General features: G+C 55.1%; 11 protein-coding genes. 8 read left to right on the plus strand and 3 right to left on the minus strand.

What is annotated here, in order from left to right; all coding sequences use genetic code 11:
• Positions 1–18: 18 nt before the first annotated feature.
• Positions 19–3,096: a valine--tRNA ligase gene (locus PFRI_RS10435; RefSeq protein ID WP_072630645.1), complete on the minus strand. Its 3,078-nt coding sequence runs from the start codon at positions 3,094–3,096 to the stop codon at positions 19–21.
• Between the two features lie 140 nt (positions 3,097–3,236).
• On the opposite strand from PFRI_RS10435, the gene PFRI_RS10440 reads away from it, so the two are divergent.
• Positions 3,237–5,537 (plus strand): xanthine dehydrogenase family protein molybdopterin-binding subunit, encoded by a 2,301-nt coding sequence (locus tag PFRI_RS10440; RefSeq protein WP_072630646.1) that lies wholly within the window; start codon positions 3,237–3,239, stop codon positions 5,535–5,537.
• Positions 5,512–6,621 carry a T6SS phospholipase effector Tle1-like catalytic domain-containing protein gene (locus tag PFRI_RS10445; RefSeq protein ID WP_072630647.1) on the plus strand — a complete coding sequence of 370 codons (1,110 nt, stop codon included), beginning with the start codon at positions 5,512–5,514 and terminating at the stop codon, positions 6,619–6,621. Before PFRI_RS10440 ends, PFRI_RS10445 begins: the two co-directional genes overlap by 26 nt.
• Here the strand turns inward: PFRI_RS10445 and PFRI_RS10450 are convergent.
• Complete coding sequence (locus PFRI_RS10450; protein WP_072630648.1) at positions 6,618–7,094, minus strand: PaaI family thioesterase; 477 nt, start codon at positions 7,092–7,094, stop codon at positions 6,618–6,620. The two genes, PFRI_RS10445 and PFRI_RS10450, sit on opposite strands and share 4 nt — an antisense overlap.
• A 60-nt stretch (positions 7,095–7,154) precedes the next feature.
• Positions 7,155–8,048, minus strand: coding sequence for a methylenetetrahydrofolate reductase [NAD(P)H] (gene metF / locus PFRI_RS10455; protein ID WP_273511031.1), 894 nt, complete (start codon positions 8,046–8,048; stop codon positions 7,155–7,157).
• 69 nt (positions 8,049–8,117) lie between these two features.
• Between metF and PFRI_RS10460 the strand changes: the two genes are divergently transcribed.
• The 6 genes from PFRI_RS10460 to murD all read left to right on the plus strand — a co-directional run bounded on the left by PFRI_RS10460 (position 8,118) and on the right by murD (position 15,746).
• A complete protein-coding gene (locus tag PFRI_RS10460) occupies positions 8,118–9,023 on the plus strand; it encodes a LysR family transcriptional regulator (RefSeq protein ID WP_072630650.1) in 906 nt (301 codons plus the stop codon).
• Positions 9,024–9,095: 72 nt separating this feature from the next.
• On the plus strand, positions 9,096–9,881 hold the full coding sequence (locus tag PFRI_RS10465; protein WP_072630651.1) for an inositol monophosphatase family protein: 786 nt from the start codon (positions 9,096–9,098) through the stop codon (positions 9,879–9,881).
• Positions 9,882–10,088: 207 nt separating this feature from the next.
• Positions 10,089–11,312, plus strand: coding sequence for an MFS transporter (locus PFRI_RS10470; RefSeq protein WP_072630652.1), 1,224 nt, complete (start codon positions 10,089–10,091; stop codon positions 11,310–11,312).
• 89 nt (positions 11,313–11,401) lie between these two features.
• A complete protein-coding gene (locus PFRI_RS10475; RefSeq protein WP_170124862.1) occupies positions 11,402–12,460 on the plus strand; it encodes a serine hydrolase domain-containing protein in 1,059 nt (352 codons plus the stop codon).
• A gap of 89 nt (positions 12,461–12,549) precedes the next feature.
• Positions 12,550–14,268, plus strand: coding sequence for a methionine--tRNA ligase (gene metG / locus PFRI_RS10480; RefSeq protein ID WP_072630654.1), 1,719 nt, complete (start codon positions 12,550–12,552; stop codon positions 14,266–14,268).
• Positions 14,269–14,348: 80 nt separating this feature from the next.
• Entirely contained in the window at positions 14,349–15,746 is a 1,398-nt protein-coding gene (gene murD / locus PFRI_RS10485) for a UDP-N-acetylmuramoyl-L-alanine--D-glutamate ligase (RefSeq protein ID WP_072630655.1), read from the plus strand.
• The last annotated feature ends 178 nt before the right edge of the window (positions 15,747–15,924 follow it).

The raw sequence follows: 15,924 nt of genomic DNA on the forward strand, positions 1-15,924 counted from the left end.
TGGTCTAAGCGTTTTGAGTTAGCCGAGTTCTGCCAAACGCGCGAAAGCGTCTTTCAGTTTAGCTTCTTCCGCTTCGCGCAGGCTCAAGTTCTTCTTCGTTTCTTCCAAAACTTCAGCAGGCGCGCTTTCAGCGAATTTGGGATTGTTCAAGCGACCCTTTAGGCCACCCAACTCTTTCGCAAGCTTGCCGAGCGTTTTCTCAAGCCGCGCCTTTTCGGCGGCCACATCAATGACGCCTTCCAAAGGCAGACCAAACGTGCCGCCAGAGATTGCCAAAGCTACGGTGCCTTTGGGGAGGTCGTCCACATGCGCAATGCTCTCGATCCGCGCAAACCGCATGATCAACGCTTCGTTCTGATCCCAAGCCGCCTTGGCTGCCGCGTCCATGTCTTTGACGACCAATGGAATAAACGCCCCCGCAGGAACATTCATTTGCGCACGCGCTGAACGGATGGCTTCAATCATCGTGACTGTCCAACTCAGGTCAGCGTCGGCTTGCGTGTCCACCAAGTCATTCGCCGTGTAGGTCGGCCAATGAGCGTGGACCAACAAAGAGGGCCGTGCTTTTTGGCCCCAGATTTCCTCGGTCACGAACGGCATGATCGGATGGAGCATGATCAGGATTTGATCCAGCGCCCATGCGTAGGTTGCCTTGGTCTCGGACGCTTCTTCGGCTCTGCCTTCGTCCATGACGGGCTTTGTAAACTCAAGGTACTGCGAGCAGAAGGTATTCCATGTGAACGCATAGAGCGCATTGGCCGCATCGTTGAAGCGATAGCTCTCAAGGGCGGCGTCCACGGTTTCGCGGGTCTTGGCGATTTCGCCTTTGATCCATTTGTTCAGCGGGAGCGTGGTCTCAGGGACCGCATCGGAATGCGGGACATCGAACGTGCCTTTGAAATCGCCATAGGTTGCGGCGTTCCAGAGTTTGGTGACGAAGTTGCGGTAGCCCTCGATCCGTTTCGTGTCGAGCTTCAGCACACCACCTAAAGACGCCATCGACGCATTGGTAAAGCGCAGCGCATCTGCGCCGTATTCGTCAATTATTTCAAGTGGATCCACCACATTGCCTGTGGATTTGGACATCTTCTTGCCCTTCGCATCACGTACAAGGCCATGCAGGTAGACCGTATCGAAGGGCACTTCATCCACGACCGCCAGTTGCATCATCATCATCCGCGCGACCCAGAAGAACAGGATGTCTTGGCCTGTGATCAGGGTGGAGGTCGGGAAGTATTTGCTCAGCTCTTCCGTCTGCTCAGGCCAGCCGAGCGTACCGATGGGCCAAAGGCCAGAGGAGAACCATGTGTCGAGGACGTCAGGGTCGCGCGAAAGCAATACAGTATGTTTGTTTTGCTTATCCACAAAAAAACTTGGTTCGCCATCTGATTTACCGAGTGCACCGTGCTTTTCTTTATCCATTTCAAGCACTTCGATGTCGTTTCCATAATAAAATTGAGCATTTCGAAGGACTTCGGCGAAGCTGGCACCACAAAATGCCACTTTTGGTAACTTTGTTCGTTCTTGGTTGTCCTTACTAAATGCAGAAATCCAATTTAGTTGATCTACATCTGCCTTATCTGGCCCATACCAAACCGGAACCTGATGCCCCCACCACAGCTGACGCGAGATGCACCATGGCTCGATATTCTCTAGCCAGTGGAAATACACCTTCTTGTCGCTCTCTGGTATGATCTTGGTCTTGCCAGAGCGGACAGCTTCCAAAGCAGGTTCAACAATCTTAGAGGTCTCAACGAACCACTGATCGGTCAGCATCGGCTCGATCACCACCTTAGAGCGATCGCCAAACGGCTGCATGATCGGCTTCGCCTCAACGAAAGGAATCTGCGTGACGGTCTCGTTGCCGTCTTCATCCGTTGCAACCTGATCGACCATCACAGCCAGACCTTCGGCGGAAATATCCGCCACAACCTTTTTGCGCGCTTCAAATCGGTCCATGCCGCGATATTCATCGGGCACAAGGTTCATCGCGGCGATCATCGCCTCGTCGAATTCTTGCTCGCCATTGGCTATGGCCTGCGCTACCGCTGCTTCCTCGGCGTAGGGCTTGCCGTCCGAACGCATCGCCGCCTTCGTGTCCATGAGGTTATACATGGGAATGCCGCCACGCTTGGCGACTTGGTAGTCGTTGAAATCATGCGCGCCAGTAATTTTCACCGCACCAGAGCCGAAATCCTTGTCAGGATATTCATCCGTGATGATCGGGATCAGGCGGCGCAACTCTTTCGGGCCAACCGGAATTTCGCAGAGCTGACCGACGATAGGGGCATAGCGTTCGTCCGATGGATGCACCGCAACTGCGCCATCACCCAGCATCGTTTCAGGACGCGTAGTGGCAATGGAGATATAGTCGCGCGTTTCGCGCAGCGTCTCAACACCGTCTTCGTCTTTCTCGACATACTCATAGGTCGCACCACCCGCGAGAGGGTACTTGAAGTGCCACATGTGGCCAGCCACTTCGATATTCTCGACCTCAAGATCGGAAATCGCTGTTTCAAAATGCGGATCCCAGTTCACCAAACGCTTGCCGCGATAGATGAGACCTTTGTTATACATCTCCACGAAGACCTTGATCACGGCATCATGGAAGTTGCCCTGTGCATCCGCGGGCGCACCGGGGGCTCCGGACATGGTGAAGGCTTCGCGTGACCAATCGCAAGACGCGCCAAGACGCTTGAGCTGATCGCGGATCGTGCCGCCGCTCTCGCCTTTCCATTCCCACACTTTTTCAAGGAATGCTTCGCGGCCCATTTCAACCCGTGTGGGCTGCTGGGTCTCTGCCAGTTTACGCTCTACGACCATTTGCGTGGCGATGCCCGCGTGATCTGTGCCCGGCTGCCAGAGTGTGTCAAACCCCTGCATGCGCTTCCACCGGATCAGGATATCCTGAAGCGTGTTGTTGAACGCGTGCCCGATATGAAGGACGCCTGTGACATTGGGCGGTGGGATCATGATGCAAAAGGTGGACGCCTCTGGCTTGGCGTTGGCACCTGCCTTGAAACAGCCCGCCTTTTCCCAAGCGTCATAAAGACGGGTTTCAGCGGTGCTCGCGTCGAAATTTTTTTCCATTGCCATGCGCTCGGCGTCCTCAAATACATATGATGCGTTAAAGGTCTGATAAACAAAGCGCACGCAAAGGAAAAGGCAATCTGGACATCTGAGTTGCGTGGCTTAGGGTTATCTCTCAAAGCGTCGTATACCGCAGGGAGCACACCATGGAAAAGTTCGGCAAAAGTCAGGCAGTGAAACGCACAGAAGATATTCGCTTTCTCACTGGAGAAGGGCGTTATGTGGATGATATCACGCCTGAAAATGCTTTGTTTGGGTATGTACTACGCTCATCCGTGGCGCATGGCGACATGACCGAACTGAACGTGGACGATGCGCGCGAAGCGGAGGGTGTGCATCTGGTGCTGACGGCGGATGACTTGTTGGCCGATGGCAATGTGTTGCCGATGGCAGCGAGTTTACTCAAGAACCGCGATGGGGCCAGCTCTGCTGCGCCGGAACGGCCTTTGTTGGCTCAAGGCCGTGTGCGCTTTGTAGGTGAGCCGATTGCGATGATTTTCGCTGAGACTATGCAGCAGGCCAAGGATGCCGCGGAACTTATCGAGGTGGATATTGACGATCTGCCCGTGCATTTGGCTCTTTCGACGGGTGGGGACGCTATTCACAGTGAAGCGCCGGACAATTGTGCGTTCGATTGGGGGCTGGGGAACGAAGATGCGTTCTCCGATGCTTTCGCGAATGCCACTCACAAGGTCACCTGCGAAATCGAAGACAACCGCGTCATCGTGAATTCCATGGAGCCGCGTGGTTGCTATGCGGAATGGGAAGACGGCCGTGTGCATGTGGCGATTAACGGGCAAGGGGTTTGGGCCCCAAAAGGTCAGATCGCCAAGCATATGGGTCTTGATCCTGAGAACGTGCGCGTGACCAACCCCGACACAGGCGGTGGTTTTGGCATGAAAGCGATGATGTATCCCGAATATGCGATTTGCGGCATGGCGGCGCGCAAGCTGGGCAAACCTGTGCGTTGGATGTCCGAGCGTACCGAGGCGATGCTAAGCGACAACGCAGGGCGCGACTTGGTCAGCCATGTTGAGATGGGCTTTGACGCCGATCACAAGCTGGTTGCTTACAAGGTCCACTCAATTGCGAATATGGGCGCGTATAATTCACAATTCGCGCAGCCGATCCAGACGGTGCTTTTTTCTAAGGTTCTAACGGGCTGTTATGACGTGCAGGCGGTTTATTTGCATGTGGAGGGCGTTTACACCAACACGACCCAAGTCGATGCGTATCGCGGCGCTGGGCGTCCTGAGGCGATCTATGTGCTGGAACGTTCAATGGATTATGCCGCACGCGCGCTGGGCGCTGATCCTTGGGAGTTGCGTCGCCGCAATTTCATCAAGCCCGAGAGCTTCCCTTACAAGACGGCCTCAGAGGTTACGTACGATATCGGCGACTTCAACCGTGTGCTCACCGTTGCGCAAAGCAAAAGCGATCATGCGGGCTATCAGAGCCGTCGCAACGCGAGTGCAGCCAAGGGTATGCTGCGTGGCATGGGGCTTTGTTACTATATCGAAAGTATTTTGGGTGATCCTTCTGAAACCGCCAAAGTGGTGTTTTTTGAAGAGGAGGGCCGCGTGAGCATTTATGTCGGCACACAAAGCAACGGTCAGGGCCATGAAACAGTTTACGCTCAGTTCTTGTCGGATCAATCCGGTATACCCGTTGAGAGGATCGATGTGATCCAAGGTGACAGTGATCGCATCGCGACAGGTGGCGGTACAGGTGGGTCGCGTTCTGTGACGGTGCAGAACACCGCAACACTGGCCAGTGTTGAGAAAATGATCGCCCAATTTACGCCACTCTTAGCTGAGAAGATGGGCGTGAGTGAGGACGAGGTCATGTTTGACGATGAAGCGTTCCGCAGCGATGGCTCTAACTTGAGTTTCACGATGATCGAGGCGGCAGAATTGGCGAAGAAAGAGGGGCAAGAGCAATTGCTCACCTCTGAAGCACGTATCACTCTTTCGGCACAGAGCTTTCCAAATGGCGCGCACCTCGCAGAGGTAGAGATCGACCCTGACACAGGTGTTGTAACCGTTGACCGCTACACTGTCGTTGACGATTTTGGCAATCTTATCAATCCGATGCTGGTTGCTGGCCAAGTACACGGCGGCATTGCCCAAGGCCTTGGGCAAGCGCTGACAGAGCGTGCAGTGTTTGATGAGGACGGCCAATTGCTCACGGCAAGTTTTATGGACTACGCGATGCCGCGAGCGGATGATGTGCCTATGATATCATTTTCGACAGAAGCCGTGCCCACATCGACCAATCCCATGGGTATGAAAGGTTGCGGCGAGGCGGGAACCGTTGGGTCTATGGCTGCGATTGCCAATGCTGTGCAGGATGCGGTCGCGCCTTTGGGGATTGATCGCGTTGATATGCCCTTCACGCCACATCGCATGTGGCAAATGCTGAATGATCGACAAATTGCGGCTGAGTAAACGCATATCCCTTTGGCTGAGCGGCGCATTGCGTCGCCGCCGTCAAAGCCCGCGCAGTGCGGCGCATGAGCCGCAAACTCATGTGGTTATTTTGGATGGCACGATGTCCTCTCTCGATGAGGGCGAAGAGACGAATGCAGGGCGCACCTACAAGATATTGCGCGAATCAAACCCTGATCTGTCGCTCTATTATGAGGCGGGCGTGCAGTGGCGCGGGCTTCGTTCCGCCCCCGATGTGATGATGGGGCGCGGAATAAACCGTCAAATTCGACGGGCTTATGGGTTTCTCGCGTCGCGTTATCGCGCTGGGGATCGCATTTTTCTTCTGGGTTACTCCCGCGGGGCCTATGCTGCGCGTTCGCTCGCGGGGGTGATTGACCGTGTTGGATTGCTCACGTCCGAGCACGCGATCGAGCGTAACATCCGTTCGATCTACCGCATTTATGAAAGCGGGGATGAATTTGGTGATGCCGAGGCGTTCGTGCAAACCCATTGTCATCCCGAAGCCCCGATTGAGATGGTTGGCGTGTGGGACACGGTGAAAGCGCTGGGCATTGGCTTGCCTATTTTGTGGCGTTGGAGCGCTCCGAAACATGCGTTTCACAACCATGAGCTTGGTCGCTCTATTCTGCACGGTTTTCACGCCCTCGCACGGGATGAGACGCGTAACAGTTATGAGCCTGTTTTGTGGACGTGCCCAGATGATTGGCAGGGGCGGATTGAACAAGTCTGGTTCCCCGGCACGCATGGTGATGTGGGTGGCCAGCTCCTTGGCTTTGAGGAGGCGCGGCCTTTGGCGAATATCCCGCTGGTGTGGATGCTAGAGCGGATTGAAAGCTGTGGTTTAGAACTGCCAGACAATTGGCGCGCAAGGTTTGCGCAAAACGCTATGGCCCCCTCTGCGAGCACATGGCGCGGGTTTGGAAAACTGTTTTTGTCGCGTAGTCGCCGCTTGGCTGACGCAGATCGTTGCGAGCGTTTGCATCATTCGGTCTTTACCCGTGAGCGCCGTGAACCACCGCAGAGCGATCAAACTTTCGCTGCACGTGTGTTACGTCGCTGGCGTGGACCCAGCAGTGTTTAAGGATTGAGAATGATGCAGGTGGTTGAGCCCGTCGCGTAGAGCTTGCCATTTTCGACACCTCGGATTTCACCATGTGAAATGCCAGTGGAGCGCCCCGCGTGATCGGTCTCTGCGATGCAATCTACCTCCATCCTTAAGGGGATAGAGCGCAGGATATTTACCTTATATTCCAGTGTCGTATAGCCGCTACCTTGGGGCACTTTTGTCATCACTGCACAGGCCATCGCACTATCAAGAAGTGTGCCGTACCAACCGCCATGCACTGTACCCATGGGGTTGCAATGATCAAACAATGGCGCGCCGCGAAACACGATACGACCGTCGCCGACCTCGTGGAGCTTGTAATTCAGCGTTCGGCCAATCGGTGGGGCAGGGTGTTTACCATCCAAGATGCCTTGCATGAAGTCGCGTCCCGACATGGCAAGCGCCTCAGCCGCAGTGAGTAGATCGTCCGGTCCTTGAGCGTAAAACATGCGGGTGCCTCCATTTGTTGTTCAGAGGCTAGAAGCAGCGCGCCGCAGCTGCAATCGCTGTTACGCGACGTTTTGCAATTCTACACGTGGAACAACCCCAAGGGCGTGGCACACATCCCGCGTTAATTCCGGCCGGTTGAGTGTGTAAAAATGCAGTGCATCGACGCCCTCAGCCATCAAATCAGAGCAAAGTTCGGTGCAAATCGCCGTGGCGAGCAGATCGCTGCGCCCATCGCGTTCTGCCTTCTCGAATGCATCTTCCAGCCATGTAGGCACCTTGGTGCCACAGCGCTTGGCAAAATTACGCGTACCTTTCCAGTTCTCGATGGGCAAGATACCGGGGATGATCAGCGCATCAATGCCCGCTCTTACACAGTCATCACGAAACCGAAGGAAGGTGTCGGCCTCAAAGAAAAATTGCGTAATCGCTTCAGACGCGCCTGCGTCGATCTTGGCTTTGAGCCAATCGATATCCGCCCGCGCGCTTGGCGCTTCGGGGTGACGGTCTGGGTAAGCGCCGACGCGGATTTTGAAATCACCTGTTGCACTCAGTGCCTCGATCAACTCAACCGAATTTTCAAATCCGTCCTTGCAAGGTGTGAACTTCGCTTCGCCCTTTGGCGCATCGCCGCGCAAGGCGACGATCTCTTTCACACCCGCTTTTGCGAAATCTGCGGCAATAGCGAGGGTTTCTTCCTTGGTGGCGTTCACGCACGTTAAATGGGCCGCCACGTTCAAGCCGCTCGATTTGTGCAAGGTTGCCACCGCGTCGCGGGTCAGATCCCGCGTTGTGCCGCCTGCGCCGTATGTGACAGAGACAAATGACGGATCAAGCGGTGCCAGCGTTTGCACAGTCTCCCAAAGCCGGAACGACGCCTCGAGGTTTTGGGGCGGGAAGAACTCAAACGAAACTGTTGGCGTGCTCATGTTGATTGCTCTCTTTATGAATTTCATTCTTGTTGCACGCGGTCTTACGTGAGACAACTTCATAACTTTCAGGATAATCATGAGGCATGCTCACATATGCATATTGAGTTCAGACATTTAAGAACCATCAAGGCGATCTACGAAAATGGCGGTTTAGCAAAAGCTGCGGATCAACTGCACATTACTCAAAGTGCGCTGAGCCATCAGATAAAGGGGCTCGAGGATCAAGCAGGTGTGGAGCTGTTCGTGCGCCGCTCCAAACCTATGAAGCTGTCTGCTGCGGGAATGCGCCTGCTGCGTTTGGCGGAAAGGATCCTTCCCGAAATTGATGCGATGCAAGCGGAATTCAGTGGGTTGCGCGACGGTAAATCAGGACGTTTGCACATTGCGATCGAGTGTCACGCCTGTTTCGAGTGGTTATTTCCGGTGCTTGAGGGCTTTCGCAAGCTTTGGCCAGATGTGGACGTGGACATTAAGCCGGGTCTCGCTTTTGACGCGCTCCCTGCGTTGCAAAAGGAAGAGGTTGATCTGGTGGTAAGCTCTGATCCAGAGAGTCTTGCAGGGGTGGAATTCACGCATCTGTTTGATTATGCGCCTGTTTTTGTTGCTAGTGCGCAGCATCCATTGGCACAGAAACGCTTTGTAGATGCGCAAGACTTTCGCGGGCAAACGCTGATCACCTATCCTGTGGAGCGATCACGACTAGATATTTTCAGCCAGCTTTTGATCCCTGCCAAGGTGGAGCCTGCTGCAATTCGTCAGGTGGAATTGACCGCTGTTATTTTGCTGCTTGTTGCCTCCAATCGCGGGATTTCGGTTTTGCCTGATTGGGTTGTGCGCGAAGTGAAGTATTCATCTGATTATGTAACACGCCCACTCACTGAAAAGGGGCTGACCCGTCAACTCTATGCCGCGACGCGCAGTGATGAAGTGAGCAAACCCTATATGATTGATCTGATCCGCCTCGCAAAAGAAGAAAGTGCCAAGCTGCAAAACGCTTAATCGCTTGGCAAAGCGCGCGGGCCTGCCTATACGCGCGCTAAACCTCGAAATTATGCTAAGGACCGAGATGCTATGCAAGGCAGCGCAAATCTAAATGTGATGATCAAAGCCGCTCGTCGCGCGGGTCGTAGCTTGACAAAAGACTTCCGTGAGGTGGAAAATTTGCAAGTCTCTCGTAAAGGCGCGGGCGATTTCGTCAGCAAAGCTGATTTGGCAGCCGAAAAGATCATCAAAGAAGATTTGATGGAAGCGCGCCCGACCTATGGCTGGTTGGCAGAAGAAGGCGGTGCGGAAGAGGGCAGTGACCCGACCCGCCGCTGGATCGTCGACCCGCTGGATGGCACCACAAATTTTCTGCACGGATTGCCACATTGGGCGATTTCCATTGCTTTGGAGCATAAAGGTCAAATCGTTGCGGGTGTGATTTTTGATGCGGCGAAGGACGAGATGTATTTCGCTGAAAAAGGCAAAGGTGCTTGGATGAATGACCAGCGTTTGCGGGTTTCTTCGCGCCACTCGATGATAGAGAGCGTGTTTGCGACTGGCATTCCGTTTGGCGGCCGTTCTGATTTGCCTGAGACCATCAAAGAGATTGCCAAAGTCGCGCCTGCGGTTGCGGGCATTCGACGTTGGGGGTCTGCCGCGCTCGACATGGCTTATGTCGCAGCGGGTCGTTACGAGGGCTATTGGGAGCGTCGGTTGAACGCTTGGGATCTCGCAGCTGGCGTTGTTTTGGTGCGCGAAGCGGGCGGTTTCATTGAACCTTTGACACCGGGTCGTGACATTCTGGGCGATGGCGAAGTGATTTGCTCTAACGAGGCGATCTTTAGCACTTTTGCGAAAGCTGTGCGAGCGTAAGGTTTCGAATTGCTTGCGCAATCCGATGTGGGCGAGGGGCCAGCCCCTCGTGCTCGCGCTGTTGATACGAGGGGCCAGCCCCTCGTGCTCCCCGGGATATTTATAAAGAGAGGAAGACCAAAAGGTTTTCTTTGAGATGTCCGAAACAGACCGGTGTCTGTCGAAAATGTCTTAGTTGTGTGATGACACCAATCTAGGCTCGGACTTATGCGTTTACTCATTTCTTTTGCTGCATTGTTTCTGTCGGTTGCTTTATTGCAGTTATCCTCGGGTGGTTTGGGGCCGCTTGATGCTTTGTCTGGCATCGCTTTGGGATTCAGCACAACGCAGATCGGACTGCTAGGATCAGCGCATTTTGTCGGCTTTTTTATAGGGTGTTGGTGGGCACCGCGGCTTATGGGAAGCGTCGGGCACAGTCGCGCCTTTGCGGCGTTCACCTCAGCGGGCGCGATTGGTTTGCTTGCGCATATGTTGATCATTGATCCCTACGCATGGGCGTTGATGCGCATCGCTTCGGGGCTTTGCGTGGCCGGATGCTACACAGTCATTGAGGCGTGGTTGCAAGCCAAGGTTACCAATGAAACGCGTGGGCGCGCGATGGGCGTATACCGCCTTGCGGATATGGGTGCATCTTTGGTGGCGCAGTTGATGATCGGTGTCTTAGAGCCAGCGTCCTACGTTTCATATAATTTGCTAGCCTTGTTGTGTTGCGCGGCACTGCTGCCGCTGACGCTGACGAAAGTGAGCCAGCCCAAGACACCCAGCGCGCCCAGATTGCGTCCGATGTTGGCTGTGACGCGCTCGCCATTGGCCGCCGCAGGGGTGATCGTGGCAGCATTATCAAGCGCCTCGTTTCGTATGGTGGGCCCAATTTATGGGCAGGAAGTCGGGCTTCGCGCGGATCAGATCGCGTATTTCCTCGCGGCTTTTGTATTTGGCGGCGCTTTGGCGCAATATCCCATCGGCTGGTTAGCGGACAAGTTCGACCGCCGCTGGGTTTTGATTTGGCTGTCTGTGGCAGCGATCATCAGTTGCATGGTGACTAACGTGATCGTCGATGCGGGGACGACGGCGATTATGATTGGGGCTGCGTTCTTTGGCCTGACGACGTTTCCGATTTACTCCGTTGCTGCTGCGCACGCGCATGACTTTGCGTCTGATGACGAGCGGGTCGAACTATCCGCCGCTTTGATGTTCTTTTTCGCGCTTGGTGCGATTGCGTCGCCGCTGTTGTCCTCAAGTTTGATCAACTGGTACGGACCATCCGCGCTTTTCATTATGATCGCGTGCGGGCACGCGGTCTTGGTCGTGTTCGGCCTTTTGCGCATGCGCGCGCGTGATACCGTGTCTGAGCGCACACCCTATGTTTACGCGCCGCGCACGTCCTTTGTGATCGGGCGTCTCTCAAAAGGGTTGCGTCGCAAGAAGTGACCACGATCACGATAATTCCTAATTCTTGACCCGAAATGGGCGCGACGCTCAGGCATCAAAGCAGCGATAAAAGCCAAAAGGTGCCGTTCGTGTATAAGAAAATCGTATTTTTGATGATGGTGGCTGGTGCGTTTGCGATTGGTCAAGCGTTGGCATTAGGTGTGAGGGTAGGCCCGTCCAAACCAGTGCTCAAAGCAACGCCAGTTGCGCTGCGTGCAGAGCCCAAACCTGTCGCGCTGGATGATATTGAGAGTGCGTGGCGCGAATGGATGGTTCTTTTTGAGGTTAGATCTGCAAGCCTTGCGGTTGGTCGGGCAGGGAAAATCCTGCGTTCGCGTGGCGAGAAACGCAGCCCATCCACAAGCTTTCCGATGGCGAGCCTGTCCAAATCTATCACAGCGCATTGCTTGAACACGTTTCTTGAACAAAGCCCTTATGATTGGAACAGCACGCTTGCTGATATGAAACCGGTCTTGTCAAAATTGAACCTTTCGCCCGGCGCGCCGATGCTGTCAAAAACCTTGACCCAATTTGCAACCCACACCAGCGGTTTGCCCACGCACTTGGTGCAAGGCAAAACATCTCTGAGCAAAAAACACTTGGACAGTCAGGCATCAATGACGCGCACTGCTTTGAAGGTGTCAGCAAACTTCAACGCCGAGAGCGGATACGCCTATTCCAACGCAAATTATGCAGTGCTTGGAAGTTTGATTACTGCCATGTCAGGCGGCTCTTACGGCGAAGTCTGCAAAGAGCGGGTTATGACGCCAGCGGGTGCGGATAATGCGAATGTTTCGGGGCGAATGGCGAAAACGGCAGGATATGGTGGCTGGCTGGTCTCTGTTGAGGATTACGCGCGTTATGCGATGCATTGGTTTGCCGCTGATGCGCCTTGGGTGACGTCGCCATCAAGCTATGCATATGATCCTAATACAGGATATGGCATGGGGGTCTGGGTCCGCAAATCTGACGCAGGTCTGTCGTTCAATCATAGTGGCTCATGGAAGCACGCGGACCGTCGACGTGCGAATCTGGGCTCTTTCGTGATTGTTGCAGCAGACGGAACCGCAATCGTTGTGAGTTGGGACAAAAAACTCCCACCCGAGGCCTATGGGCACCTGTTCACAGAATTTTCCGAGCATCTTTAAGCGCTTCGCGTTAACCATGCTGAATGGCAGTTTGAACTGCCTGCGGTGTGGGGGTATTGGTACGTAACCCCAACGCAGGACGACTCAGCATGGCTCGGCATCTCATCACCTCCGCGATTCCTTATATCAACGGGATCAAGCACCTCGGCAATCTTGTGGGCAGCCAATTGCCTGCGGATCTTTACGCCCGTTTCCAACGTGCGCGCGGCCATGAGGTGCTGTTTCTCTGTGCCACCGATGAGCATGGCACGCCTGCGGAATTGGCAGCGGCCAAAGCGGGTAAACCGGTTGAGGAATACTGCGCGGAAATGTGGGCGGTGCAGGATGAGATCGCCAAAGGGTTCCGTATGTCGTTCGATCATTTCGGACGGTCATCCTCGCTACAAAATCGAGAGTTGACGCAGCATTTTGCCGCTCGTTTGGCGGATGCCGGGCTGATCGAAGAAGTCGCAGACCAGCAGATTTATTCCAAGACCGACGGTCGTTTTTTGCCGGATCGCTACGTTGAGGGCACTTGTCCGAATTGCGGCTTTGATAGCGCGCGGGGGGATCAGTGTGACAACTGCACCAAGCAGCTTGATCCCGTTGATCTGATCAACCCGTATTCCACAATTTCCGGCTCAACCGATTTGGAAATGCGCGAGACCAAGCATCTCTATCTGCGCCAAAGCCAAATGAAAGATCAGCTGTCTGAGTGGATCGAAAGCAAAGACGATTGGCCTGTGCTCACAACCTCGATCGCGAAGAAATGGTTGAACGATGGTGATGGCCTGCAAGACCGTGGCATCACGCGCGACCTCAGCTGGGGTGTTCCCGTGAAACGCGGCTCTGAGGACTGGCCGGGCATGGAGGGCAAAGTCTTTTACGTGTGGTTCGACGCACCGATTGAATACATCGCCTGCGCCAAAGAATGGGCCGACGCACATGGCAAACCCGATACGGAATGGCAACGCTGGTGGCGCACGGACCTAGGCGCTGACGATGTGCGCTACACGCAGTTTATGGGCAAAGATAACGTGCCTTTTCATACGCTTAGCTTCCCTGTAACCATTCTGGGCTCCGGTGAGCCGTGGAAGCTGGTCGATTATATCAAAGGTCTGAACTATCTCAATTACGATGGTGGTCAATTCTCGACATCGCGCGGACGCGGCGTGTTTATGGATCAAGCGCTTGAAATCTTGCCAGCCGATTATTGGCGCTGGTGGCTGCTCAGCCACGCGCCTGAGAGCAGCGATAGCGAATTTACTTGGGAGAATTTCCAAGCCTCTGTGAACAAAGATCTCGCCGACGTTCTGGGCAATTTCGTCTCTCGCGTCACCAAATTCTGCCGCTCCAAATTCGGCGAAGTTGTGCCAGAGGGCGGCACATGGGGCGAGCGCGAACAGGCGTTGATCGCGGAACTCACCACGCGCATTCGCGCTTACGAGGGCTTCATGGATGCGATGGATGTTCGCAAGTCGGCGTCCGAGTTGCGCGCAATTTGGGTCGCGGGCAACGAGTATTTGCAGGCCGCGGCCCCTTGGGTGACGTTCAAAGAAGACCCCGCGCAGGCCGCTGCGCAAATCCGCCTCGCGCTGAACCTGATCCGCCTCTACGCGGTCCTTTCGGGCCCCTTCATCCCCGATGCCGCTGAGACGTTGATGTCCGCGATGCAATGCTCCGATGACACATGGCCCGATGACGTCGAAGCCGCCCTGTCTGCGCTACCCGTTGGCGCCGCGTTCACCGTGCCAGAAGTGACGTTCCGCAAGATCACCGATGACGAGCGGATCGGTTGGCAAGAGCGCTTTGCAGGTGCGCGCGAGTAATATTGTTCGCCTTTGCACTTATTCCATCAGACGGCCTTTGACGGGTTAGAACAAAGTTATGCAAGCATGAGGATCTCCCCATGATACCAGTACAAGGTTACACAGGTGCGCGTGTTGGCGTGCTCGGGCTAGGTCGTTCAGGGCTGTCCGCAGCTAGAGCGCTCAAAGAGGGCGGGGCGGTGCCGGTCTGTTGGGACGACAACGACGCGGCGCGCGCGAAGGCCGAAGCCGAGGGTTTCGAGACGGCCAAGCTGACGGGGGCCACACTCAAAGACCTCGCGTTGCTCATCACATCGCCGGGCATCCCGCATCTTTACCCGACCCCGAACCCCGTTATCAAAGAAGCGCTCCAAATGGGCGTGCCTGTGGATAACGACATCTCGCTCTTTTTCCGCTCTTTCGCGACGTCGGAGTGGGACAACCTAGATGTCACCCCGCGTGTCGTGGCGGTGACGGGATCGAACGGGAAATCCACGACCTCTGCCCTGATCCACCATGTGCTGGAACACACAGGTCGCGCGACGCAGCTTGCGGGCAATATCGGACGCGGCGTGCTCGACATCGACCCTGCGATTGACGGCGAAGTGGTGGTGTTGGAGCTGTCGTCCTACCAAACAGACCTCGCGCGCGCGTTAACGCCTGACATTGCTGTGTTCACCAACCTCTCGCCAGACCACTTGGATCGCCATCATGGGATGGGCGGTTATTTCGCCGCCAAACGCCGCCTGTTTTCCGAGGGCGGACCAGAGCGAGCGATCATTGGTGTGGACGAGGATGAGGGTCTGTATTTGGCCGGACAAATGGCCGAAGGGCCGCAGGATGATCGGGTGATCCGTGTCTCGGTCGAGCGCAAATTGACAGACTTTGGCTGGACGGTTTTTGCTAAGAAAGGCTTCTTGTCGGAGTATCGCAAAGGGCGACAGATCGGTTCTATCGACTTGCGCGCGATCAAGGGCTTGCCCGGTTCGCACAACCATCAGAACGCCTGCTGTGCCTACGCTGTGTGCCGCACTTTGGGACTGGCTCCGCGCGTGATTGAAGCGGGCTTTGCGAGTTATCCAGGTCTACCGCACCGTTCGCAAATCGTCGCCGAAGCAGGGGGCGTGACTTATGTGAATGATAGCAAAGCGACCAATGTGGACAGCGCGGTGAAGGCTTTGGGAGCATTCAAGAAAATCCGCTGGATTTGTGGCGGATTGGAGAAAGAGGGCGGTGTTTCCGCGCTCTCGGACGCGGCTAGTGAGGTGCTGAAAGCCTATGTGATCGGGCGCGAGGCGTCTGGTTTCGCGATGCAATTGGCGGGTGTTGAGACAGAGGTCTGCACGTCGATGGAGGTCGCCGTTGCCCGCGCGATGGAAGATGCGGGAGAGGGCGAAACGGTTCTGCTGGCCCCTGCAGCGGCGAGTTTCGATCAGTATGATAGCTTTGAGAAGCGCGGTGATCATTTCGCGGACTTGGTGAAGGCGGGGCTCGGATAAGTAGTCGTGGGATGTTTCGCGCGCGAAACAATTTTCGTTTGTTAATAAAGGGTTAATGGATGTGTGCGGTGCGTGGTTATCTGGGTGAATTTCTAATCTATACACAGAGTCCTCGAGCACCCGACTTTTGACGGGTTGACGTCTGACCGTAGAACGATTCAGCTAACCGCATGATCCG

Source organism: Planktotalea frisia (assembly GCF_001890925.1).
GTDB classification, from domain to species: Bacteria; Pseudomonadota; Alphaproteobacteria; order Rhodobacterales; family Rhodobacteraceae; genus Planktotalea; species Planktotalea frisia.